This window comes from Desemzia sp. C1, assembly GCF_020882875.1.
In the GTDB taxonomy this organism is placed as follows: domain Bacteria; phylum Bacillota; class Bacilli; order Lactobacillales; family Carnobacteriaceae; genus Desemzia; species Desemzia incerta.
Window position 1 is genome coordinate 1,250,362 of sequence record NZ_JAJIZP010000003.1, and the last position, 23,698, is coordinate 1,274,059.

General features: G+C 34.2%; 19 protein-coding genes and 1 pseudogene. 19 read left to right on the plus strand and 1 reads right to left on the minus strand.

What is annotated here, in order from left to right; translation table 11 throughout:
* The first annotated feature begins 607 nt into the window (after positions 1–607).
* The 14 genes and pseudogenes from glpK to LMF32_RS06530 all read left to right on the plus strand — a co-directional run bounded on the left by glpK (position 608) and on the right by LMF32_RS06530 (position 16,965).
* Positions 608–2,107, plus strand: coding sequence for a glycerol kinase GlpK (gene glpK, locus LMF32_RS06465; protein WP_230524229.1), 1,500 nt, complete (start codon positions 608–610; stop codon positions 2,105–2,107).
* 324 nt (positions 2,108–2,431) lie between these two features.
* Positions 2,432–4,261 (plus strand): type 1 glycerol-3-phosphate oxidase, encoded by a 1,830-nt coding sequence (glpO, locus tag LMF32_RS06470; RefSeq protein WP_230524230.1) that lies wholly within the window; start codon positions 2,432–2,434, stop codon positions 4,259–4,261.
* A 4-nt stretch (positions 4,262–4,265) separates the two neighbouring features.
* Positions 4,266–4,982, plus strand: coding sequence for an MIP/aquaporin family protein (locus LMF32_RS06475; protein ID WP_230524231.1), 717 nt, complete (start codon positions 4,266–4,268; stop codon positions 4,980–4,982).
* A gap of 335 nt (positions 4,983–5,317) precedes the next feature.
* Positions 5,318–6,058 carry a Wzz/FepE/Etk N-terminal domain-containing protein gene (locus tag LMF32_RS06480; protein WP_230524232.1) on the plus strand — a complete coding sequence of 247 codons (741 nt, stop codon included), beginning with the start codon at positions 5,318–5,320 and terminating at the stop codon, positions 6,056–6,058.
* Between the two features lie 14 nt (positions 6,059–6,072).
* Complete coding sequence (locus LMF32_RS06485) at positions 6,073–6,777, plus strand: CpsD/CapB family tyrosine-protein kinase (protein ID WP_230524233.1); 705 nt, start codon at positions 6,073–6,075, stop codon at positions 6,775–6,777.
* A 137-nt stretch (positions 6,778–6,914) separates the two neighbouring features.
* A complete protein-coding gene (locus LMF32_RS06490) occupies positions 6,915–8,777 on the plus strand; it encodes a nucleoside-diphosphate sugar epimerase/dehydratase (RefSeq protein WP_230525090.1) in 1,863 nt (620 codons plus the stop codon).
* An 89-nt stretch (positions 8,778–8,866) separates the two neighbouring features.
* Positions 8,867–9,490 carry a sugar transferase gene (locus tag LMF32_RS06495; RefSeq protein ID WP_230524234.1) on the plus strand — a complete coding sequence of 208 codons (624 nt, stop codon included), beginning with the start codon at positions 8,867–8,869 and terminating at the stop codon, positions 9,488–9,490.
* Positions 9,483–10,382: an NAD-dependent epimerase/dehydratase family protein gene (locus tag LMF32_RS06500; protein WP_230524235.1), complete on the plus strand. Its 900-nt coding sequence runs from the start codon at positions 9,483–9,485 to the stop codon at positions 10,380–10,382. Before LMF32_RS06495 ends, LMF32_RS06500 begins: the two co-directional genes overlap by 8 nt.
* A complete protein-coding gene (locus LMF32_RS06505; protein WP_230524236.1) occupies positions 10,382–11,554 on the plus strand; it encodes a glycosyltransferase family 4 protein in 1,173 nt (390 codons plus the stop codon). Before LMF32_RS06500 ends, LMF32_RS06505 begins: the two co-directional genes overlap by 1 nt.
* Before the next feature lie 12 nt (positions 11,555–11,566).
* Entirely contained in the window at positions 11,567–12,493 is a 927-nt protein-coding gene (locus LMF32_RS06510; RefSeq protein ID WP_230524237.1) for a glycosyltransferase family 2 protein, read from the plus strand.
* 25 nt (positions 12,494–12,518) lie between these two features.
* The gene (locus LMF32_RS06515) at positions 12,519–13,349 is read left to right on the plus strand and encodes a glycosyltransferase family 2 protein (RefSeq protein ID WP_230524238.1); all 831 of its coding nucleotides are present in this window, start codon (positions 12,519–12,521) and stop codon (positions 13,347–13,349) included.
* A gap of 22 nt (positions 13,350–13,371) precedes the next feature.
* Positions 13,372–14,397 (plus strand): hypothetical protein, encoded by a 1,026-nt coding sequence (locus LMF32_RS06520; protein ID WP_230524239.1) that lies wholly within the window; start codon positions 13,372–13,374, stop codon positions 14,395–14,397.
* 69 nt (positions 14,398–14,466) lie between these two features.
* Positions 14,467–15,720, plus strand: a complete 1,254-nt coding sequence (locus tag LMF32_RS06525) for an O-antigen ligase family protein (RefSeq protein ID WP_230524240.1) — start codon at positions 14,467–14,469, stop codon at positions 15,718–15,720.
* A gap of 507 nt (positions 15,721–16,227) precedes the next feature.
* A pseudogene (locus LMF32_RS06530) lies at positions 16,228–16,965 on the plus strand (ATP-grasp fold amidoligase family protein).
* Positions 16,966–17,103: 138 nt separating this feature from the next.
* On the opposite strand, the gene LMF32_RS06535 reads toward LMF32_RS06530, so the two are convergent.
* Positions 17,104–18,183, minus strand: a complete 1,080-nt coding sequence (locus LMF32_RS06535; protein ID WP_230524241.1) for an IS30 family transposase — start codon at positions 18,181–18,183, stop codon at positions 17,104–17,106.
* A 561-nt stretch (positions 18,184–18,744) separates the two neighbouring features.
* Here LMF32_RS06535 and rfbA point away from each other — a divergent pair.
* The 5 genes from rfbA to LMF32_RS06560 all read left to right on the plus strand — a co-directional run bounded on the left by rfbA (position 18,745) and on the right by LMF32_RS06560 (position 23,652).
* Positions 18,745–19,614 (plus strand): glucose-1-phosphate thymidylyltransferase RfbA, encoded by an 870-nt coding sequence (gene rfbA / locus LMF32_RS06540; protein ID WP_230524242.1) that lies wholly within the window; start codon positions 18,745–18,747, stop codon positions 19,612–19,614.
* A 15-nt stretch (positions 19,615–19,629) separates the two neighbouring features.
* Positions 19,630–20,196, plus strand: a complete 567-nt coding sequence (gene rfbC, locus LMF32_RS06545; RefSeq protein ID WP_230524243.1) for a dTDP-4-dehydrorhamnose 3,5-epimerase — start codon at positions 19,630–19,632, stop codon at positions 20,194–20,196.
* Between the two features lie 17 nt (positions 20,197–20,213).
* The gene (rfbB, locus tag LMF32_RS06550; RefSeq protein ID WP_230524244.1) at positions 20,214–21,242 is read left to right on the plus strand and encodes a dTDP-glucose 4,6-dehydratase; all 1,029 of its coding nucleotides are present in this window, start codon (positions 20,214–20,216) and stop codon (positions 21,240–21,242) included.
* A gap of 70 nt (positions 21,243–21,312) precedes the next feature.
* Complete coding sequence (gene rfbD / locus LMF32_RS06555; RefSeq protein ID WP_230524245.1) at positions 21,313–22,149, plus strand: dTDP-4-dehydrorhamnose reductase; 837 nt, start codon at positions 21,313–21,315, stop codon at positions 22,147–22,149.
* Positions 22,150–22,200: 51 nt separating this feature from the next.
* Complete coding sequence (locus tag LMF32_RS06560) at positions 22,201–23,652, plus strand: oligosaccharide flippase family protein (RefSeq protein ID WP_230524246.1); 1,452 nt, start codon at positions 22,201–22,203, stop codon at positions 23,650–23,652.
* Positions 23,653–23,698 lie beyond the last annotated feature (46 nt).

Genomic DNA, 23,698 nt, shown 5'->3' on the forward strand with positions numbered 1-23,698 from the left:
CAAAAAACGTCTCAAGTCTTGCAAGCTTCAAACTGCAAGTAAACGCTAAAGCGTCAACTTGCAGTAATTCACATTGCATCCTTTGCATGGCTATAAGCAACCCAATACCTCTACAAATTTCTATGGAATACTAGTAAGTAAATGAGTAGACTGACCAACTTTAGATGTTTTACAAGCGAAAAAAGTAATCACTCACAAATTAGGTGTATTCTTTCATTTCTTATTAGTGATGAATCCTATAATAAATAAAATTAAATTAGTTTCTTCTATAATAAGATAAGCAATAAACTGGCTTTCTCTAAATGTTTCCTTTAATTTCTTTGAAAATAGCTAAAGGTCTATAAAAGACTTCTCATGAACCAAACAGGCACAAACTGCCAGTATTATTCAATACCAATCATTAGATTTATAACCATAATTCTTGTTATATTAGGGTTAATAAAATAAGATTCATCTATACCAACTGGGGTTTTGTTTGTAAGGGTATACAAAAATGCCATTTATTTTGCTTATCTGCCAAAAACATGACATTTTTTTGGTGTGAAAACGTATTACAATAAACACATCAATTAGAAATCGCTTGCATACACAAGGAGGAACTATTAAAATGACTGAAAAAAAATACATCATGTCCATTGACCAAGGAACAACGAGTTCAAGAGCTATTATTTTTGACAAAAACGCTAATAACGTTGGAAGTTCACAAAAAGAGTTTACTCAGATTTTTCCTGAAAGCGGTTGGGTAGAACACAATCCAAACGAAATCTGGAATTCAGTGCAGTCTGTCATTGCAGGGGCATTTATTGAATCCGGTATCAAACCAGCTGAAATAGCAGCTATCGGGATTACTAACCAACGTGAAACAACTATTATTTGGGACAAAAAAACAGGACGTCCAATCTATAACGCAGTCGTATGGCAATCACGCCAATCTGCACCGATTGCTGCTAAATTAGCAGAAGACGGACATGCAGACATGATCCACAAGAAAACAGGACTGATCATTGACTCATATTTCTCAGCAACGAAAATCCGCTGGATCTTAGACCACGTTGAAGGCGCTCAAGAACGTGCTGAAAAAGGCGAATTGTTATTCGGTACGGTTGACACTTGGTTGACTTGGAAATTAACTGACGGAGACTCATTTGTAACGGACTACTCTAACGCAAGTCGTACAATGTTGTTCAACATCCACGAATTAGAATGGGATCAAGAAATCCTAGACCTATTGAACATCCCTCGTTCAATGATGCCTGAAGTAAAATCGAACTCTGAAGTTTACGGTCACACAACGAACTACCACTTCTACGGAGCTTCAACTCCAATCGCAGGTATGGCTGGAGACCAACAAGCTGCTTTATTCGGTCAAATGGCCTTCGAACCAGGAATGGTGAAAAATACTTACGGTACAGGTTCATTTATCGTCATGAACACTGGTGAAACACCGCAATTGTCAGACAACAACTTATTAACCACTATCGGTTACGGAATCAACGGAAAAGTTTACTATGCATTAGAAGGAAGCATTTTCGTTGCAGGTTCAGCTGTTCAATGGTTGCGTGATGGATTAAAAATGTTAGAAAGTTCTTCTGATTCAGAAGAAATGGCTAAAGCATCAACGAACGAAAACGAAGTATTTGTTGTACCAGCCTTTACAGGACTAGGCGCACCTTACTGGGATTCAGACGCACGCGGAGCAGTATTCGGATTGACTCGCGGAACAAGCAGAGAAGATTTCGTAAAAGCAACTTTACAAGCAATTGCTTACCAAGCACGCGACGTTATTGATACAATGAAGACAGACGCAGAAATCGAAATCCCTCTATTAAAAGTAGACGGAGGAGCAGCGAACAACGACTGGTTGTTGCAATTCCAAGCAGACATCATTGGAACAAAAGTACAACGCGCTCACAACTTAGAAACAACAGCACTAGGAGTAGCTTACATGGCAGGACTAGCAGTTGGATTCTGGGAAAGCATCGAAGAAATCAAAGACATGTACGAAGAAGGCGGCACATTCGAACCACAAATGTCCGACGAAGAACGCGAAAAACTTTACCAAAACTGGAAACTAGCCGTAAAAGCAACACAAGTATTCAAACCTTAGAGAGCGGAGCGAACCGTTTAGACTCCCGTAGAGTTCGATTTTGGCTTTTAGGTGGTGCTCTTTACCACCAAAAAGCCAAAACGAAATCATAGGGAGTCTGGTTCGCGCAGCTCGTTTTAGAGTAGGCTGCTACGCGCAACTCGTTTTAGAGTAGGCTGCTACGCGCAACTCGTTTTAAAAAGCAGAAAACAAATTAATGACCGTAGCCTCACGGCTACAAACACATATCAACAGGCTGGTTCGTGCAGCTCGTTTAAAAACACAAACCCTAAAACATTTTTAACCAACCAACAGAAACTAAATCCTTAAAGGGGGAAAAGAGTCATGGTTTTTTCAATTAAAAGAAGACAACAAGACATCAAAGCACTAAAAGAAGAAACGCTAGACGTCTTAATTATCGGTGGTGGAATCACAGGAGCCGGTACAGCATTACAAGCCGCTGCTTCAGGTTTGAAGACTGGTCTTGTGGAAATGCAGGACTTTGCAGAAGGAACATCTTCTCGTTCAACAAAATTAGTTCACGGTGGCTTACGCTACTTGAAGAACTTTGACGTAGAAGTAGTTGCTGACACAGTACAAGAACGTGCTGTTGTTCAAGGTATTGCACCTCACATCCCTAAAGCAGATCCAATGATCTTGCCAGTTTATGACGAACCAGGTTCTACTTTCTCAATGTTCTCATTAAAAGTAGCTATGGACTTGTATGACCGATTAGCTAATGTTACAGGAACAAAATACGAAAACTATACATTGTCAAAAGACGAAGTGCTAGAACGCGAACCGCAACTGAAAAGCGAAGGCTTACAAGGTGCTGGAGTATACTTGGACTACCGTAACAACGATGCTCGTTTAGTAATCGAAAATATCAAACGCGCTGCTGAAGATGGCGGACATATGGTCAGTCGTACAAAAGTTGTCGGTATCTTACATGACGAAAATGATAAAGTATGTGGAGCAACTGTTGAAGACTTATTAACAGGCGAAACATATGATATCAAAGCTCGTATTGTATTAAACACAACAGGTCCTTGGTCTGACACGATCCGTCAAATGGATGCTAAATCAGACGCTGCTCCTCAAATGCGCCCAACAAAAGGGGTTCACTTAGTAGTAGACCGTGATAAATTACAAGTTCCACAACCAACTTACTTCGATACAGGTAAAAATGATGGTCGTATGGTATTCGTGATTCCTCGTGAAGAAAAAACGTACTTTGGAACAACCGATACAGATTATACAGGCGACTTCGCACACCCAACAGTAACTCAAGATGATGTGGATTACTTATTGGAAGTTGTGAACAACCGTTACCCGTCAGCTGATATCAAATTAGACGATATCGAATCCAGCTGGGCAGGATTGCGCCCATTGATCTCTACAAATGGCGGATCTGACTACAATGGTGGAAACAGCCAACCAATTACAGACGAAAGTTTTGACAATGTAATCTCTACGATCGAAAAATACCAACAAGGTGAAGTAGATCGCATTACTGTAGAAGATGCATTGAAAGATATTCAAACAAGCAACTCTGAATCAGAAGCTAACCCTTCAGCGATTTCTCGTGGAAGTGCATTAGACATTGATGAAGATGGATTGATCACTATTGCCGGTGGTAAAATTACGGATTACCGTAAAATGGCTGTGGGTGCAATGAGAAAAGTTATCGAAATCTTGAAAAATGACTTCAACGAATCTTACGAATTGATCGACTCTTCTGCATACCCTGTATCAGGTGGAGACATCAATGCGCAAGAAGTAGAAGAAGAAACTGAAAAACTAGCCCAAATGGGTATTGAAAAAGGATTGAGCCAATCAGAAGCTCTATACTTGGCACACCTTTACGGTTCAAATGCTCCTAAAGTGTTCGCTTTACTAGATGAAGTAGAACAAATTGAAGGATTAACGCTAGCTGACTCATTAAGCTTACGTTATGCGATGGACGAAGAAATGGCACTGACGCCAAACGACTTTTTAATTCGTCGTACGAACCATATGTTATTCATGCGTGACACACTGGACGATATCATCGAACCAGTAATCGCAGAAATGGCTCGCTACTATAACTGGACAGATGAAGTAAAAGCAAACTATACTAAAGAGTTAGAAACTGCGATTGCGGAATCTGATCTAAAAGAATTAAAAGGGGAGTAGACAAATGAGTGGAGATACACTAACAATTTTTAGTGAGTTCTTAGGAACAATGATTTTGGTGTTATTGGGAGACGGCGTATGTGCTGCCGTTAACTTGAAGAAAAGTAAAGCAGAAGCAGCTGGTTGGGTTGCGATTGCTCTTGGATGGGGAGCAGCAGTAACGATTGCTGTTTATGTTTCAGGATTTATGGGACCAGCTCACTTAAACCCGGCTGTAACAGTTGGTATGGCGATGATTGGAGATTTTGAATGGAGCTTAGTACTTCCATTTATCTTGGCTCAAGTAGCCGGAGGTTTTGTGGGAGCAGCGTTAGTATGGTTGACTTACTTACCACACTTCAAAGAAACTGAAGACCAAGGATTTATCTTAGGTACTTTTGCAACAGGACCAGCTATCCGCAACAACGTCAGCAACGTTATGACAGAAACTATCGGTACTTTCGTATTGGTATTTGCTCTTATGATGTTTGGACAAAACACTTTTACAGATGGATTAAACCCGTTGGTAGTAGGGGTATTGATTCTTTCAATCGGTTTATCTTTAGGTGGATCAACTGGATACGCGATCAACCCTGCACGTGACCTAGGTCCGCGTATTGCTCATCAAGTATTGCCAATTGCAAACAAAGGGAACTCTGAATGGGATTACTCTTGGATTCCTGTAGTAGGACCAATCTTAGGTGCAGTACTTGCGGCATTGTTGTATATGGTTATTCTATAACAGAAACCAATTAAAATAACAAATAATCTAAGAACCTCATGCTTACACTTACAAGTGTGCAGCGTGAGGTTTTTATGTATTATTTTGCTTATTTATGTAGATTTATATCTGAAAATTAGATATACTAAGAACGCTATTTTAAATAACACATATTCTAGTTGTGATGGAAAGAAATGTTTGGCATAATTTGTCTATACAAAATGTGTTTTCTTAACATTTTGTCCATAGTATCAAGGAAATAATGTGTTATAGTAGTAAAGAACATTGTCAAAATTGGTCTATCCAAATGGTAATGTTTCATTATATTTTGGCAAAACGCCGTTCAGGAGGAAATCATGGAAGAAGAAATTAGTTTAGTTGAGCTGTTTGATGTTATAAAAAAACGAATGAGCATGATTGTGAGCTTAGGTCTAATCGGATTGATCATTGCTTCAGTCTTCACTTTTTTTATTGTCACACCACAATACAGTGCGACTACACAAGTGTTGGTTAATCGTACCACTGAATCGGCAGAAGGCATTCAGTTAAACGATATTAATACTAATGTACAAATGATCAATACATATAAAGACATCATCAAAGGTCCTGTTATCTTAGATGAAGTTAGTCAAAATTTAAAGACTAACTTAACTACAGTTGAATTAGCAGAGAAAATCCAAATTATAACTCAAGATAATTCACAAGTCTTTTCATTAACAGTGACGGATGAAAATCCTTATGATGCAGCTGAAATTGCCAATTCTGTGGCGAGTACTTTCCAAAGCGAAATTGGTAATATTATGAACGTAGATAATGTAACGATTATTTCTGAAGCAATTGCTAATACAAGTCCTGTTTCACCAAATACTCCTTTAAACTTGATCATTGGACTATTATTGGGATTAATGATTGGAGTCGGCTTAGCATTTGTGTCTGAATTCTTAGATAAAACAGTTAAAGATGAAAAGTTTATTACAGAACAACTTGGATGGACAAATCTTGGGAAAGTTTCTGAAATGTCTGAAGACGAGTTGAAATCAGAACAACAAATTCCACAGCGTAATACAGAAACACGCAGTGCAAGAAGCCGTGTATAGAAGGAGGAAATGAAATGTTTGGAATGAAAAAGAAACCACAAGGAACTAAAGAACGCCCTGGATTGGTAGTTTCAAGTAAACCTAACTCAGTTGTCTCTGAACAATTCCGTACTATACGGACGAATATCCAGTTTTCAATGGTAGATGAAAACTTGAAAAGCTTAGTCGTTACTTCTTCAGGACCAGGATCTGGTAAATCCATTATCTCAGCTAACTTAGCTGCAACATTTGCTTCTGAAGACAAGCGAGTGCTCTTAGTAGATGCTGATCTGCGTAAACCAACTGTGCATAAAACATTCCGTGTCCGCAATAATGATGGATTAACTACCTTATTAACAGACCGTGGGACAAGAATTGAAGATATGGTTTATCGCACTAACATTGAAGGTTTATATACCTTAACAAGTGGAGCTATACCGCCAAATCCGGCTGAACTCTTAGGCTCTAAACGAATGGACGAGTTAATGAAGGAATTGGAAGAAGAATTTGACTTTATTGTTTATGATATGCCTCCGGTTCTTGCAGTAACAGATGCACAAGTGATGGCGAGTAAAGCAGACGGTACCATTTTTGTATTACCAAAAGGGCAAGCCACCAAAGAAGAAGTCCTTAAATCAAAAGAGTTATTAGAAATGGTGAATGCCAATGTTTTAGGAGCTATTTTCAACAGAGTAGAAAAAGCAAGTGATAGCTATTATTACTATTACGGAGAAGAATAGATAGCAACTATCATACAGGAGGCAAAAAGTGAATCCACATCACCATTTTAGCAGGTGATTAAAAATTGCAGATTCATTTTTTGCTGTAAATTCAGTATAAAATGCGGAGGAGGAGAGATTAAGTGATAAATCGCAAAATGAAGCGGAGGGTACTGTTAGCGTTTGATATATTTGCTATTCTGGCTTCTAGTATTCTTTCTTACATATTTTTAGAACCTTACATTTCATTATTAACAAGAGATTTTTGGATTGCCCTCGGTCTAAGCTGGGTGTTTTACTTGTTCTTTGCCTTGCGTTTCCACCTTTTTTTCAAAATCAATCGCTACACGAGTATTCGAGAAACGTTTAATCATATGGCAGCAGTCACGTTAGCTTTTTTTGCAGCTTCATTGATATCCGTACCGTTCGTAGAATCCATTAGTCTTCGCTTCATGTTATTGACATACCTATTTTCTGTAGCACTTATTCCAGGAAGTCGGATTATTTGGCGGATTTATAACGAACATCAACAAAAATTGAAAGAACTGTCGGTTCATGGCGAAGTTACTCAAAAAGTACGAACTTTGATTGTAGGAGCAGGACAAGGTGGCAGTTTGTTTATCAAAAGTCTTCAACGACATGACTTTGAAGTGGAACTGATTGGAATAATAGATGATGATTCAGCTAAAGAGCGCATGACGTTATACGGTGTGCCGGTTATTGGAAAAGTAGAAGATATTCCAGAATTGGTCAAACTTCATGAAATCGAACAAATTACGGTAGCTATTCCTTCACTTTCGCCTCAAGACTTGAATGACATTGTTGAAGTTTGTGCTAAAACAAATGCGAAAGTGAATCAAATGCCTTCAGTAGAAGAAGTAGTTTTAGGCAAGTATGAAGTCAACAAGTTTAAAGAAATTGACGTTGTCGATTTATTGGGTCGTGAAGAAGTAAAATTGGATATGGAAACCATAGCTGAAAACCTATCTGGTCAAACTGTTCTCGTAAGCGGAGCTGGAGGTTCAATTGGGTCAGAAATATGCCGACAAATTATACGCTTCTCACCAAAACGGATTTTACTATTAGGACATGGAGAAAACTCCATTTATTTAATCAATAAGGAATTAAACAATCTACATACTAGTACAGAAATCGTTCCGATTATAGCTGATATCCAAGACAGAGAACGTATTTTTACAGTTATGGAAGAATATAAACCAGACCGTGTTTATCATGCAGCTGCTCACAAACATGTGCCATTAATGGAGTACAATCCGACAGAAGCTGTAAAAAACAATGTCTATGGAACTAAAAATATGGCAGAAGCTGCTAAAGCAGCAAATGTACAAAGTTTTGTAATGGTTTCTACTGATAAAGCAGTAAACCCACCGAACGTGATGGGGTCTACTAAACGAATTGCTGAGATGATTGTCACAGGATTGAACGAAAAGGGAAAAACGAATTTCGTAGCAGTTCGCTTTGGAAACGTGCTGGGCAGTCGTGGAAGTGTCATTCCGTTATTTAAAGAACAAATCGAAAACGGCGGACCAATTACCGTGACGGACTCTAGAATGACACGTTACTTCATGACGATTCCAGAAGCTAGTCGTTTAGTGCTTCAAGCAGGAGCATTAGCAAAAGGCGGAGAGATTTTTGTCTTAGACATGGGGGAACCGGTTAAAATTATTAATCTAGCTAAAAAAATGATCAAGCTTAGCGGCTATACAGAAAAGGAAATTCCTATTGTAGAAGCTGGTATCAGACCTGGTGAGAAATTGTATGAGGAACTTCTCGCTGGTAGTGAACACACGGATCAGAAGGTGTTCGAAAAAATCTTTGTTGGTAAAGTAAACAACTTACCTTTACCTGAAGTAATGCATTTTGTTCACAGCCTAGAACAGTATAATGAGGAACAACTTAAAGCAAAATTAGTAGATTTTGCCAATGGACGATATTCAATGGTGAAAGAAGAAGCACTAAAAGACTCAAGCGAAACGAGCGAAGGTTTAGTATTTGTTTAACAATTCAATAAAAAACTTTAATTCAGCAAAGCAAAGTAAAGGATTGAAGCTTTTTGTTTTTTTTAGAGGAATAAGGAGGAGACAATAGAGTGAAGTATAGAAAAGTAAAAAGAGTATTGGACATTCTGTTATCTATTTTAGGGCTTATTGCATTATCTCCTGTTTTTTTGTTATTGATTATAGCTATAAAACTGGATTCTAAAGGACCTATATTGTTCAAACAAAAAAGAGTTGGTTTACATAAAAAACACTTTTACATCTTGAAATTCCGTACAATGCGGATAGACACTCCGAAAGATACTCCAACTCATCTATTGGTAAATCCTGATCAGTGGATTACTCGAGTAGGGAAATTTCTTCGGAAAACGTCATTGGACGAACTCCCTCAAATCCTCAATATTATTAAAGGTGACATGAGTATTATTGGTCCTCGCCCTGCTTTATGGAATCAATATGATTTGATTGCTGAAAGAGATATATATGGTGCCAACGATGTACCAGCAGGACTGACTGGTTGGGCACAAATTAACGGTCGTGATGAACTACCTATTGAAAAAAAAGCCATATTGGATGGAGAGTATGTTGAAAAAATGAATTTTCTGTTTGATGTAAAATGTTTCATTGGAACCTTTATAAGTATTGTTCATTCTGAGGGTGTTGTAGAAGGTGGAACTGGCTCGCTGAAGAATCGTGAGGTTATAAAGAATGACTAAAAAAATTTTAATAACCGGTAAAAATAGCTACGTTGGAAACCAATTAGCAGACTGGTTGGCTAAAGAACCTAAACAATATGAAGTTGTAAAAGAGTCAGTGCGTGATGGTAGATGGAAAGATATTGATTTTTCAATTTTTGATGTAGTTGTTCATGTGGCTGGAATTGCTCATCAAGATACAAAAGCAAATCAAGAAGATCTGTATTATGAAGTAAACACCAATTTAACTATTGATATTGCAAAGAAAGCAAAACTAGAAGGTGTTAAGCAGTTTATATTTATGAGTAGTATGATTGTATATGGAGCAAGCAGCAAAATTGGTGAGACAAAGGTTATCACAAGAGAAACTAAGCCTGACCCTATTAATTTTTATGGAAATAGCAAACTTCTGGCAGAAAAGGGAATTCAGTCATTACAATCTGATGATTTTAATGTTGTAGTTATCCGGCCGCCAATGATTTATGGAAGAGGCTCTAAAGGGAATTATCCTATATTATCAAAATTTGCAAAACTATCGCCTGTTTTTCCAAACATTGAGAATCAAAGAAGTATGTTACATATCGATAACTTAACAGAATTTATTCGGTTGATGATTGAAAACAAAGAAAAAGGTTTGTTTTTCCCTCAAAACAGAGAGTATGTTAACACTTCTGAAATGGTGAAATTGATTGCTAATGTTAATGGAGAAAATATTAAAATTACAAAAGTATTTAATCCTCTAATAATGATTTTTAGAAAAAAAATAAAAATTTTCGACAAGATTTTTGGAACATTAGTTTATGATTTTAATTTGACATTTTACCAGGATAATTATCAAATTAGAAATATGTCCGAATCCATTATATTAACGGAAAAAAACGTATCTTTATCGGAGGGAGGACAGAAAGAATAATGAAAAAAGTACTTATACTAACTTCGGTAGCTTCAATGATAGAACAATTTAATATGCCGAATATAGCTTTATTACAAGGACTAGACGCTGAAGTACATGTCTTAACAAATTTTAAAAATGCAGGAACTATACCGAAAGAAAAAGCAGACAATTTAAAGAAAAGGTTAGAAGAGCTGGGAATTAAGACTTTTGATGTAGGAATTAGCAGGAATCCATTTAGTACTATGAATATTAAAGCGTATAAAAAAATAAAGAAAATAGTCTCAAATGAGCGATATGACTTAATACACTGTCAATCTCCAATTGGAGGTTTTTTAGCTAGAATAGCAGCGAGTTCATCTAGGAAGAAAGGAACTAAAATTGTATATACAGCACATGGGTTTCATTTTTTTAAAGGGGCAACAATAAAAAATTGGCTTATATATTATCCTGTGGAATTTATATTATCAAGATTTACAGACTGTCTAATAACTATGAATAAAGAAGATTACACCATAGCTCAAAAAAAATTAAAGTGCAATGAAATTAAATTAGTTAATGGAGTTGGCGTGAATTTAAATAAGTTTGAAAAGCAAACAGATGAAAATAAAATGAAGCTGCGTAAAGAATATGGGTTTGAACGAGAAGATTTTCTAATAATCTATACTGCAGAACTTAGCGACAGAAAAAATCAAGATGTATTAATTGATATGATGGCTGTAGAAAACTTTAAAATCAAAAATGCGATTTTATTACTAGTTGGTAAAGGAGAGAAAGAAAAAGAATATAAAGACAAAATTATGAAATTGGGTTTAGAAAAGAAAGTAAGACTTTTGGGGTACAGAGAAGATATAAATAATTTAATCATGGTTTCAGATATGGCTGTATCTGCTTCTAAACAAGAAGGATTGCCCGTAAATATAATGGAAGTTATGGCTACAGGATTACCTTTAGTAGTAAGTAATTGTAGAGGGAATATTGATTTGGTGGAAGATGGCATAAACGGTTTCGTAGTTGATGATAATAAAGCTGAGAAGTATGCTGATAAAATACTGCAAATTTATAATAATCCTCAAATTAAAAATGAATTTTCAAATGAAAATTTAATTAAAGCTAAAAATTATTCTTTAGACACAATCAATAAAGAGATGAGACTTATATATTCTAATATGTTGGGGTCTACAACAAGGTGAGAGGAAATTAAGATGAGAAAAGTTACAGTATTGCTATCTACATACAACGGAGAAAAATACTTGAGAAAACAAATTGATAGTTTACTCACTCAAAAAAATGTAGATATTTTTATACTAATTAGAGATGATGGCTCTACCGATAGAACTGTAGAAATTTTAAAAGAATACAAAAATAGTGGTAGAGTTGAATACTATGCAGGTGAAAATGTAGGCTATGGAAAAAGTTTTTTAAACTTAACTTTAAAAGTTAAAGAATTTAATATGAATTCTGATTATTATGCTTTTTGTGATCAAGATGATATTTGGGAAGAAGAAAAAACATATAAGGCCATAGAAAAATTAGAAGTGTTCCCCGAAGATAAACCTAACTTATATTTTTCAAATCTAAATTATGTAAACGACGAAGGCGAATTTCTAAAACAAAAAGATTATAGTGAAATGAAAATATCACTAGGAAGTTCTTTTGTTAGACATAGAGTTGCTGGATGCACAATGGTTTTTAATAGGAAATTGCTATTTTTTTCTAATATAGTTAATTTGGAAGATTGTAATAAAAAAGTAGAACATGATTCTTGGATATATAAGCTGTGCATTAGCTTAGGTGGAAATATTATTTTTGATGATAAGAGCTACATTAAGTATCGTCAACACGACGACAATGTAACTGGGTTAAATCAAGGCATATTGAAAAGAATTTCAAAAGAAATTAAACCCAAATTTCTTACAGATAGGCATAATCGTCGAGAAACAGCTAAGTTAATATTAAAAAATTATAATGACTATATACCAAATGGAAATAAGGAAATTTTAAATGAATTAGCTTATTATGATCAGAATTTTAAAAGTAGCTTAAATTTACTAAAAAACAAGAATGTACGAAGTGGTGTTCTTTTGTTTGATTTTATGTTAATAATAGATATTTTGCTAAGGACACTATAACTTATAGAGAAGTGAGATAATAATAATGAGTAATGTATCAGCTGTAATTGTTTTATTTAATCCAAATATTGTAAGATTAAAAGAAAATATTAATTCTATTATAAACCAAGTTAAAGAAATTGTATTGGTTGATAATGGCTCTAAGAATATTGAGTTAGTAAAAAAAGAGTATGAAAATAATGAAAGAATCTTTTTCATCAATAACAAAGAAAATTTAGGAGTTGCTGCAGCCTTAAATCAGGGGATGGACTTTTTTAAAAAGAAAAATTATTCTTGGGTTCTTACTTTGGATCAAGATTCTGTTTCACCGAGCAACCTCATCTCTGAACTTGGCAAATATACAGAGATTCTAGATGTTGGTATAATATGCCCTAATATTATTGATAGAAATAATATTAGGAATCAAGAAAAGACGAATGGTATAGAATATACAAATCAATGTATTACATCAGGATCTTTAACTAACACACACATTTGGGAGTCAGTTGACAAATTTGACGAAAAGTTATTTATTGATTTAGTAGATTTTGAATATTGTAATAGATTAGGAAAAAACGCATTTAAAATTATTAAAGTTTATAATGTTGATTTATTACATGAAATTGGAAATATAACTCAGCACAAGTTTTTGTTTTGGGAAGTTAATGTTATGAACCATTCTGCTTTCAGAAAATTTTATATGTCAAGGAATTTACTATATTGTGCTAGGAAAAGTAGAAATATTAGTTATCTTTTTACAGCTTATATAAGAATAGCTAAAATTTTATTAAGTGTACTGCTGTATGAAAGTAATAAGTTAGATAAAATTAAAGAAATTTTCCATGGTCTTTATAAAGGTATGATTATGAGTCTATGAATTTTTATTTTGGAGTGATAAAGTGAAAAAAAAATTTGAAAAAGTATTTATTGTAGGCATGAACACTTCTACGAGTGGGGGACCTGAAAGTTTACATCAGTTGGCATATAAGTTAAGAGAATTGGGTTTAGATTGTTCCATTATGTATGCAGATTCAAATTCTACAGAAGTACCAGAAAAATTTGAAAAATATAATATACCTGTTGTAAAGCAAATTCCTGATAGTAAAGATAATCTTTTAATTGTTCCAGAAACGTATACAGAAGTATTAAAAAAATATAAAAATATAAAAAAAGCGATCTGGTGGTTGTCACTTGATTTTTACCTTAAAGATTTACCAATTAATAGAACTAAAGACTTTTCTAAAAGAAGAGGTATACCTAGATTTTTGAATTTATTTTCTATGATAGGATTATTAACATTTAGAAAATTTAAATTTGATATATATAAGTTCAGGGAAAATGAAAGAGAGGTATATCATTTTTATAATTGTGAATATGTAAGATTATACTTACAGAACCATGGTGTGGCTGAAAACAAAATGAGCTATCTTTGTGGACCTTTGAGAGATGAGTATTTTCAAGAAAAAACCTTTAATAAAACTAATGTAGTATTGTACAATCCAAAAAAAGGTTTAGATTTCACAAAAAAAATTATTAAGAGATCGGAACAGCAAAAGAAAAACATAAATTACGTACCCATTGAAAATATGACACCATTAGAAATAAGTAAATTAATGTCAAAAGCTAAAGTATATATTGATTTTGGGTTTTTTCCAGGTCCAGAAAGAATTCCTCGCGAAGCTGTAATGTTTAATTGTAATATAGTTACAGGCAGAGATGGGAGTGCGGCTAATGATATTGATATACCAATTCCTGGAAAATATAAATTTGAAAAAAACGACGAAAACATAGATGCAATTATCGAATTAATTGAAAAATTTATAGTAGATTATGATAATTACGTGGATGATTTTGATTTTTATCGTCAAAAAGTAGTTTCTCAAAAAGAAAAGTTTAATAAAAGTATAGAATTATTTTTTGTTTAAATAGCTGTAGTAGTTTGTATAAAATTAATTAATGGAGTAGTAGTTTAATTCCTAGTTTGAGAGGTTAAATTGACTAAAAAAAATTATTTAGGAAATGTTATAATATTTTTCTTATTAGCTATGCTTTTTAAAGAGAGTGCATTCATAGTTTATAATTTCCCAACCTTTGGTACTCTAGTTTTGGTTGTTTTGTTGATACTATTTTTGATAACAATTTCAAATAAAACGGTAAACTTTAATAAAAATCAAAAGTATTTGATAGTGTTATTTTTAGCTCTTTTTGTAGTAATATTGACAAGTGTGACTTATTACTACACGTTAGACGCTTTAACCGAGAGTTTACTTTTAATAATACCTAGTAGCATAGTTTTTATGCTTACCATTACGGATTCAAATCCAATAGAAACATTTAATAAGTTGTCAAAAATATTAATGATTATAGGAATAGTAATTTCTCTTTTTGGAATTATTTTATATTTATTTGGCGAATTAGGAGTGGTTTTTAATAAGTATGGATTAGTAGTAGATTTTGGTCCTTTAACAATTGGGCAAATTACAGTGGGAAATGCTTCTCTCGGTTATAGAATATCATCTATAACAACTAATCCAAACATTTTAGGATGGCTTTTAATAATAACTCTTTCTTCAACAATATATCTCCTAAAAGCTGAGAAGGTAAAATTACTACCTTTTTTAGTTAGTGTAATTCTACAAGGATATGCTTTGATTTTAACTCAATCTAGAAGTTCATTGATTTCTATTCTAATAATTATAGTCCTTTTTGAATTTATAACATCGAAAAGAAAAAAGAATTTCGTGATTTATGCTATCATACTGAGTTGTGTAGCTTTAATTGTTTTTTTTGGTATGGGTTTTTCTTCTATTGGTAGATTTTCTGAAGGCTTAAGCAGTCGCAATGTAATATGGGATAAATTGTTGTTTTCCTTTTCTCAAAATATTTTTGGAGGAGTAGGCTTTGGAAACTCTAAAGATCTTATTATCAAAAATTTTTCATCCAGTGCACATAATATATATTTAAGTTTAGTTGCGGAAGTTGGAATATTTGGTCTCATTATTTTTTTAATGATTTGGTTTTTTGGAATAAAAATGTGTCTTTCTCAAATAAAGAAATCAAGAAATAGAGACCAATTAAAAAATAATGCCATAATAGTATCAATATTAATAGCTTTGATTGCCCATCAGTTTTTTGAAAAACAATTACTTAGCTATAATTTTCTTTCAGTATACTGGATTTATATATTAAGTTTTTCTACAATAACTAATTATAAACTTGATTCGCGAGAACAAACTGCTGAAAAATAGGATTATTACAAGAAATATATTATTGAAAAGAAGAAAAAAACAGACTTTTTAGAACAGCTATTTAAGAAAGTAAAATTTAGTGGCTTACTAAAACATTTTTACAGAGCACACACATTCTATAATTGTCAACACCTATGTTAATTAAACCAAATATTACTAGTTTTAGTTAATAGCGAATCAGTCGTGTTATTAATAGAAGTAAAGTTTGGGTAGTATCGCTACAACTGTATCTAATGTGAATTTATCTATAACTTCATATCAAATTTTTGTTGCTAAATATACATTTTTGTCACACTATGGAGGGCTTTTATGAGCAGAAATAAAGAGTTATTAAAACTTGTATTTCCAAAACTATATAGTAGTTATTTAAGGAAACGAATTTCCAATCGATATGAATACATGAAATCCTTGGAATCAGATGAATATCCCTACGTTCTATCAAAGTTATACAATGAAGCCACAGGAAATAAACTAAATCTTTCTAATCCTAAAACCTATACAGAAAAAATGCAGTGGGCTAAGCTTTATGAAGATAGTAAATTAAAAAAAGAACTAACAGATAAGTATTTAGTGAGAAAATGGGTTGAAAATAGAATAGGGAAAGAGTATTTAATACCTCTATTAGGTGTATGGGATGCTTTCTCAGATATTGATTTTAGTAATATACCAGATAAATTTGTATAAAAAACTAATCACGGCTCTGGATGGAACATAGTAGTTAAAGATAAAGAAACGTTTAATAAGAATAAAGCTAAACAGAAATTTGATAAATGGATGAAGTTAGATTTTACTTATTTTACCGGTCTAGAATTACATTATAAAGATATAGAGCCAAGAATTATTGCTGAAGAATATCTTGAAGATAAAAATGGAGAACTTAATGACTATAAGTTTTTATGCTTTGATGGACAAGTTTATTATTGTTGGATTGACGTAAGCAGATTTGATGATCATAAAAGAAATGTATACGATTTGAATTGGAAATTACAGCCATGGCAACAATACACATATAGAAACTCTGAGGATGAGATCCCTGTACCAGAGAATTTTGAATTAATGATTGAACTTGCCCAAAAATTGTCAAAAGGTTTTTCGCATGTTCGTGTAGATTTATATAATGTTAATGGAGATATTTATTTTGGAGAAATGACATTTACCAATGGTTCAGGATTTGAGATTATACAACCAAGAGATTATGACTTAATGTTAGGTGAGTTGTGGCATTTACCTGGTTTAGATAAATAAGCTTTTATGCTAGTCATTATTAGTATGAATGTATTCGTAAATTTCAAGTTTAAGTTAGCCACTTGTAGTTACTCTGTTTTACATTTTAATATCTAGCTATCGAACTGTAATGAGTCCTGTTTGTTAAAAATTCACGAATCAAGTGGCCATACGTTCTTGTTGGAATGCTTTCACGAAACAGTCATGTGGTATTTGATAATCTAAGATTCTTCTAGGATAGTCATTCATCCATTGTTGAATTCGTAAGCATTGAGCTTCGTTCACATCAGTCATCGGCTTCCCTTTGGGAAGGAAACGGCGAATCAATTTATGCTGGTTCTCGATTGTCCCGCGTTCCCATGAAGTATAAGGATGACTAAAATAGACATCCACTACATCTTGCAAGGCTTCGTGCAGTCCTGTGAATTCAGATCCATTGTCGGAGGTTACCGTTTTAAACAGGCAGCTAAAGTGTTCATCAGCACGCTCTCGCAATACATGAACTGCCTGGTCAACTGAATGAGCGTCTTTTCCATTCAATTTTAAGATGACTTCAAAACGTGTTTGCCTTTCGGCTAACGTCAGTAAAACGGCATCTGATTTCACCTTGTTTCCTACAACAGTATCGATTTCCCAATGGCCGAATGTTTCTCGAGTTCCGATGATTTCGGGACGCTCGTCTATGGATTTTCCTAATATGCGCTTGTTAAGATTCGATTTATGATTCTGTTTTTTTATTTTGCGAGACAGCTTTTCGAGCAAGTCTAAGTTCGTTGTTTTCATGATGCCTCGATCAATCCACTGATAAAGAGTGGTGGTGCAAGGAATGATTGAAGGATTGAACAATCCCTGATTTAAGGCAAAACCAATTACAACATCTGGGGACCATTTTTCATGGATCATCTTGTCATCAGCCCAGTTAGTAAAAGCATCTGTATCGGCCCATTTGGGCCGTCTACCAGAGTTCAGACGCTCTTTATCGTAGTGAGATTGTCCTGCGTCAGCGCTATAAACAGAATCATAATAGTCATACACTTTGCCATTTTGATTTTGGCGTTTTAATTGTGTAACTGTCCCTCTTTTGATTTCATTATGGATGGTTTGTGGAGCTCGCTCAATAACTCCAGAAATCTGTCGGTTTGAATAGCCTTCTTTTTTTAGAACCTCTATTTGGCAGCGTTCCGCATAAGAAAGGTGTTTTCCCTTACGTGAATCTATGTTATTCTTAGTTTGCGTCATGTGAATTCATCCTTGTCTATTGAGAGTTAGTGGTAACTTCATTATATAATCCACCGTATGAATGTATTATGTAATAGCTGGAAAATGGAATAAATAAAATAAAGTTGTGCTTATGAAACAATAGTCTTTAATAAAAAATATTTTTTTAATTTTTCGTATATGTCCTAAACTTGCTTTTTCCACTTATAACTGCGCCCTATGTTTTTAGAGTTTTAGGGGTTACTAATCTTTGGGAGGTCGATTTTGCAACTAATATTGTTAGTTGGTTCATACTGTTTGTAACCTTTTGAACGGCTACATATGGGGTTGGAGAAGTTTCCCGAAATCGCGATGATATAAATAAGTTAAATAAATTTTTTTCGAATTAGTATGTATAAATAGAGTAATGTCAATTATTTTTACTATTATTTATTACTTTCTAGTATTTAATATTGATAAACTCTACAATGATTTACTCTTATATATAATTATGTCACTAAGAATTGTACTGAATATTTTTCTATATAGTTGGAAATTACATTATTTATAATTAAATTTATTGTTTAGAAAGGAATGCATATATTGAAAGGTATAATTTTAGCTGGAGGAAGTGGGACTCGCTTATATCCTCTAACAAAGGCCACATCAAAGCAATTAATGCCGATTTATGATAAACCGATGATCTATTATCCCATGTCTACATTAATGCTAGCTGGTATTAAAGATATTCTAATTATTTCAACGCCCGATGATACCCCTCGATTTGAACAGTTATTTGGAGATGGATCTGAGTTGGGATTAAATTTGGAATATAAAGTTCAAGAGCAGCCAAATGGGTTAGCAGAGGCATTCATCGTAGGCGAAGATTTTATCGGTAAAGATTCAGTTTGTTTGATTCTCGGAGATAATATCTACTATGGTGGTGGATTGTCTAAATTACTACAGCGAGCAGCTGAGAAAGAAACAGGAGCAACAGTTTTTGGTTACCATGTTCAAGATCCGGAACGATTTGGCGTTGTAGAATTTGATGATAATATGAGGGCTGTTTCTATTGAAGAAAAGCCAATAAACCCAAAAAGTAATTATGCTGTGACAGGATTATATTTCTATGATAATGACGTTGTGGAGATTGCAAAAAATATTCAACCTTCTGCTCGAGGAGAACTCGAAATTACTGACGTGAATATAGCTTATTTAGAAGCTGGCAAACTAGAAGTTGAAGTAATGGGACGTGGGTATGCTTGGTTAGACACAGGCACACACGAGTCGTTATTAGAAGCGGGTACTTTTATTGAAACGATTGAGAAGCGCCAAAATCTTAAAGTAGCTTGTTTAGAAGAAATTTCTTACCGTATGGGCTACATTTCTCGTGAACAATTAATCGAACTAGCTCAACCATTAAAGAAAAATAAATATGGCCAATACATGTTACGATTAGCTAACGAAAACTAATAAGGAGTTGGGTAAATGAAAGTATTAAATACAAACTTGCAAGACGTTAAAATTATTGAAACAGACGTCTTTGGAGATCATCGTGGTTTCTTTACAGAAAGTTATACGAAAGAGAAATTCGTAGAAGCTGGAATTGATATTGATTTTATTCAAGACAACCATTCTTTATCTGTAGAACCAGGAGTTCTAAGAGGATTGCATTTCCAAACACCTGGTAAATCACAAACCAAAATGATTCGTGCGGCAACGGGAGTCATTTATGATGTGATTGTGGATATTCGTAAAGGATCTCCAACCTATGGGCAATGGGAAGGCTATATCTTAAGTGAACATAACCATCGTCAATTATTGGTACCAAAAGGTTTTGCCCATGCTTTTGTGACTCTTACACCAAATTGCCATGTGCAATACAAAGTGGACGAGTATTTCTCTAAAGAAAATGATGGCGGCATCGCATTTGATGACCCAGCTCTAAATATTCAGTGGCCAATGCCCATGAATGAATTAGTCTTGTCTGAAAAAGATACGCAACATCCGACTCTTGCCGAGTTAGATAATCCGTTCGTATATGGTGAAATTTAATATTAGGAGTTACTAAAATGAAAAAAATAATGGTTACTGGTGGAGCTGGCTTCATTGGCTCTAATTTTGTTCACTATGTGGTGAAGTATCATCCTGAAGTACATGTTACTGTTTTAGACAAGTTGACCTATGCTGGAAACAAAGGAAATTTAGCTGGATTACCCGAAGATAGAGTTCAATTAGTGGTTGGTGATATTGCTGATGCTGAATTAGTAGAGCGCTTGGTAAAAGATACCGATGCAGTGGTGCATTATGCCGCAGAGTCGCATAATGATAATTCTCTTAAAGATCCCTTTCCATTCGTGCAAACGAATATTATTGGGACATATACCTTGATTGAAGCTTGCCGTAAGCACGATGTGCGTTACCATCATGTTTCCACTGATGAAGTATACGGTGATTTACCGCTGCGAGAAGACCTTCCGGGGCATGGAGAAGGACCTGGTGAAAAATTCACTGCTGAGACACCTTATAATCCTTCTAGCCCTTATTCGGCTACCAAAGCTGGTTCAGATTTATTAGTCCGAGCGTGGGTACGTTCATTTGGCTTAAAGGCTACGATTTCGAATTGTTCGAATAATTATGGATCTTACCAACACATTGAAAAATTTATTCCGCGTCAAATTACCAATATTTTATCCAATATTCGTCCAAAATTATACGGCGAAGGGAAGAATGTTCGTGATTGGATTCATACGAATGATCACTCTTCAGCAGTTTGGACAATTTTGACTAAAGGACGAATCGGAGAAACGTATTTAATTGGTGCAGACGGGGAAGAAAACAATAAAGAAGTGTTGGAATTAATCCTAGAATTAATGGGACAACCCAAAGAGGCCTATGACCATGTCGCAGATCGCGCGGGGCATGACTTGCGTTATGCCATTGATTCCACTAAATTACGTGAAGAATTAGGTTGGACACCTGAATTTACCAACTTTAAAGCCGGTTTGGCGGATACGATTCAATGGTATACTGAAAATAAAGCTTGGTGGCTGGCAGAAAAAGAAGCTGTCGAAGCGAATTATGCAAAAAATAATCAATAAAAAATACAATAATTAGCGGAACAAAAAAGGTAGGACTTGTCCTATCTTTTTTGTTAGAGGAGGTCAAGACATGATTTTAATTACGGGAGGAACAGGGCAACTGGGTTCCGAATTACGAAAATTGTTGGATGAAAAGCAAGTTGATTATGTAGCAACGGGTTCTAAAGAGTTAGATATTACCGATGCAAAAGCCGTAGATCAATTGATTTTAGACTTAAAACCGACTATTATCTATCATTGTGCAGCGTATACAGCCGTAGATGCCGCTGAGGATGAAGGAAAAGAACTGAATCAGTTAGTGAATGTCCAAGGCACAAAGAATGTGGCGCGAGCTACAGAAGCAGTAGGAGCGGTATTAGTTTACATCAGCACAGATTACGTTTTTGACGGGACGAATGAGGGCGAATATAGTGAAGATGCTTCAACGAATCCAAAAAATGAATATGGGCGTGCAAAATTAGCTGGTGAACAAGCAGTACAAGAAATATGCAGTCAGTATTATATTGTCCGGACTTCATGGGTGTTTGGTGAATTTGGCAAGAATTTTGTCTTTACGATGAAAAGCTTGGCTGAAACTCATGACCGTTTAACGGTCGTCAGCGATCAAGTAGGACGACCAACTTGGACGAGAACACTGGCAGAATTCATATTTCATTTGACTGCAACGCATCAAGAATATGGCATCTATCACTTATCAAATGTTGGACACTGTTCTTGGCACGAATTCGCGCAAGAGATCTTGAAAGATGAAGCAGTAGAAGTCGCTCCAGTCACTTCTGAAGAATACCCTCAAAAAGCTTATCGTCCGAGACACTCAGTAATGGACTTATCTAAAGCTAAAGCCACGGGATTTATACTGCCTACATGGAAAGAAGCATTGAATAGAATTAAAGAAGTAAGAAGTTAACTTTAAAAGTTTAAATTATTTCAGGATAAGACATAGCAAAGGTGTGTAAAAATGAAACAAAAGTCTTTAATTAAGAATGCGATGTATAATTTTTTATATACAGGATTGAATTTATTATTTCCCTTGATAACATCACCCTATATTTCAAGAACGTTAGGTGCGTCTAATTTAGGGGAAGTCAATTTTGCAACTTCAATAATCAGTTGGTTTATATTATTTGCAACATTTGGAACGGCTACATATGGCGTTAGAGAGGTTGCAAAACAGCGAGATAATAAAGAAAAATTGAATAAATTATTTTCTGAAATTGTTGTAATAAATGGAGTGCTCTCACTAATTGTTACAGTAATCTACTTTATTCTAGTAGTAAATATTGACCAGTTTTCTCAAGAGTTGCCGTTATACTTAATTATGTCACTTAGTATCATTTTAAACATGTTTGCTATTGACTGGTTTTATCAAGGAATAGAAGAATATAAGTATATAACAATAAGAAGTGCTATATTTAAAGTGATTTCCTTAGCAGCCATTCTAATGTTTGTTCGTAGAGAAGAACACTATGTTATATATGGTTTAATAAGCGTCCTAGCCACTAGTTTAAGTGGTGTTTTAAATTTTGTATATAGCAGAAAATTTGTCCAATTTAACTTGAAAGGAATTAACCCTTTTAAACATATTAAATCTTTAAATATTTTTTTTATAAACACTTTAATTATAAGTGTCTATACAAACTTAGATCAAACACTTTTAGGTTTTTTTGTAAATACTAAATCTGTGGCGTTTATGAATAGAAGTAAAGCAGTTACGAATTTAGTTATCTCTGTATCAACTGCAATGTCGAATGTCACTTTACCTCGTGCATCTTATTATATTAATACTAATAAAGAAAAATTTGATGATTTGTTGAAAATAATACCTAAGTTTATCTTGTGGATTACTATACCAATGACAGTAGGAGTAGCGGTATTGGCGCCTAATATAATGCTATTATTAGGTGGAGAGGAATTTGTAGAGGCTGCTGTCTTATTACAAATTATTTCTTTAATTATTATTTTCTCGCCGTTATCAGGCTATCTGCAAAATCAAATTTTAGTCCCAACAGGTAATGAAAAGTTGGGATTATATGCTGCTATATTTTCTAGTATAGCTAGCTTAGTACTCAACTTTACATTGATTCCTACAATTGGTTATCTTGGAGCAGGGTTTACTGTAGTCATTGCAGAATTAGTTGCAGTTGCATCTAGATATTATATTGTAAAACACAAATTAAAACATAAAAATGTTAATTTTTTTGATAAATCGACATTTTTGTATCTAATTTCTGGATTATTAATGGGTGTATTAGTTTTATTTATTAGAAATAGCATTGAAAACTCCTTTGTATCTTTGATAACAGGAGTTGCTATAGGTGCTGCTTTCTACTTTGTGGTTCTTATTCTTTGTAAAGAGCCCATAATGATGCTTATTTTAAGTAAAATAAAAGATAAGATAAAGATTAAATAAAATATCGGAGAGAAAATAAAATAAATTTAAGAAAAGATTGGTTTTG

What these genes read in the sequence shown, in the direction of transcription:
- glpK (WP_230524229.1), top strand. Translation starts at nt 608, where the DNA reads ATGACTGAAAAAAAATACATCATGTCCATTGACCAAGGAACAACGAGT.
- glpO (WP_230524230.1), top strand. Translation starts at nt 2,432, where the DNA reads ATGGTTTTTTCAATTAAAAGAAGACAACAAGACATCAAAGCACTAAAA.
- LMF32_RS06475 (WP_230524231.1), top strand. Translation starts at nt 4,266, where the DNA reads ATGAGTGGAGATACACTAACAATTTTTAGTGAGTTCTTAGGAACAATG.
- LMF32_RS06480 (WP_230524232.1), top strand. Translation starts at nt 5,318, where the DNA reads ATGGAAGAAGAAATTAGTTTAGTTGAGCTGTTTGATGTTATAAAAAAA.
- LMF32_RS06485 (WP_230524233.1), top strand. Translation starts at nt 6,073, where the DNA reads ATGTTTGGAATGAAAAAGAAACCACAAGGAACTAAAGAACGCCCTGGA.
- LMF32_RS06490 (WP_230525090.1), top strand. Translation starts at nt 6,915, where the DNA reads ATGAAGCGGAGGGTACTGTTAGCGTTTGATATATTTGCTATTCTGGCT.
- LMF32_RS06500 (WP_230524235.1), top strand. Translation starts at nt 9,483, where the DNA reads ATGACTAAAAAAATTTTAATAACCGGTAAAAATAGCTACGTTGGAAAC.
- LMF32_RS06505 (WP_230524236.1), top strand. Translation starts at nt 10,382, where the DNA reads ATGAAAAAAGTACTTATACTAACTTCGGTAGCTTCAATGATAGAACAA.
- LMF32_RS06510 (WP_230524237.1), top strand. Translation starts at nt 11,567, where the DNA reads ATGAGAAAAGTTACAGTATTGCTATCTACATACAACGGAGAAAAATAC.
- LMF32_RS06515 (WP_230524238.1), top strand. Translation starts at nt 12,519, where the DNA reads ATGAGTAATGTATCAGCTGTAATTGTTTTATTTAATCCAAATATTGTA.
- LMF32_RS06535 (WP_230524241.1), bottom strand. Translation starts at nt 18,183, where the DNA reads ATGACGCAAACTAAGAATAACATAGATTCACGTAAGGGAAAACACCTT.
- rfbC (WP_230524243.1), top strand. Translation starts at nt 19,630, where the DNA reads ATGAAAGTATTAAATACAAACTTGCAAGACGTTAAAATTATTGAAACA.
- rfbB (WP_230524244.1), top strand. Translation starts at nt 20,214, where the DNA reads ATGAAAAAAATAATGGTTACTGGTGGAGCTGGCTTCATTGGCTCTAAT.
- rfbD (WP_230524245.1), top strand. Translation starts at nt 21,313, where the DNA reads ATGATTTTAATTACGGGAGGAACAGGGCAACTGGGTTCCGAATTACGA.
- LMF32_RS06560 (WP_230524246.1), top strand. Translation starts at nt 22,201, where the DNA reads ATGAAACAAAAGTCTTTAATTAAGAATGCGATGTATAATTTTTTATAT.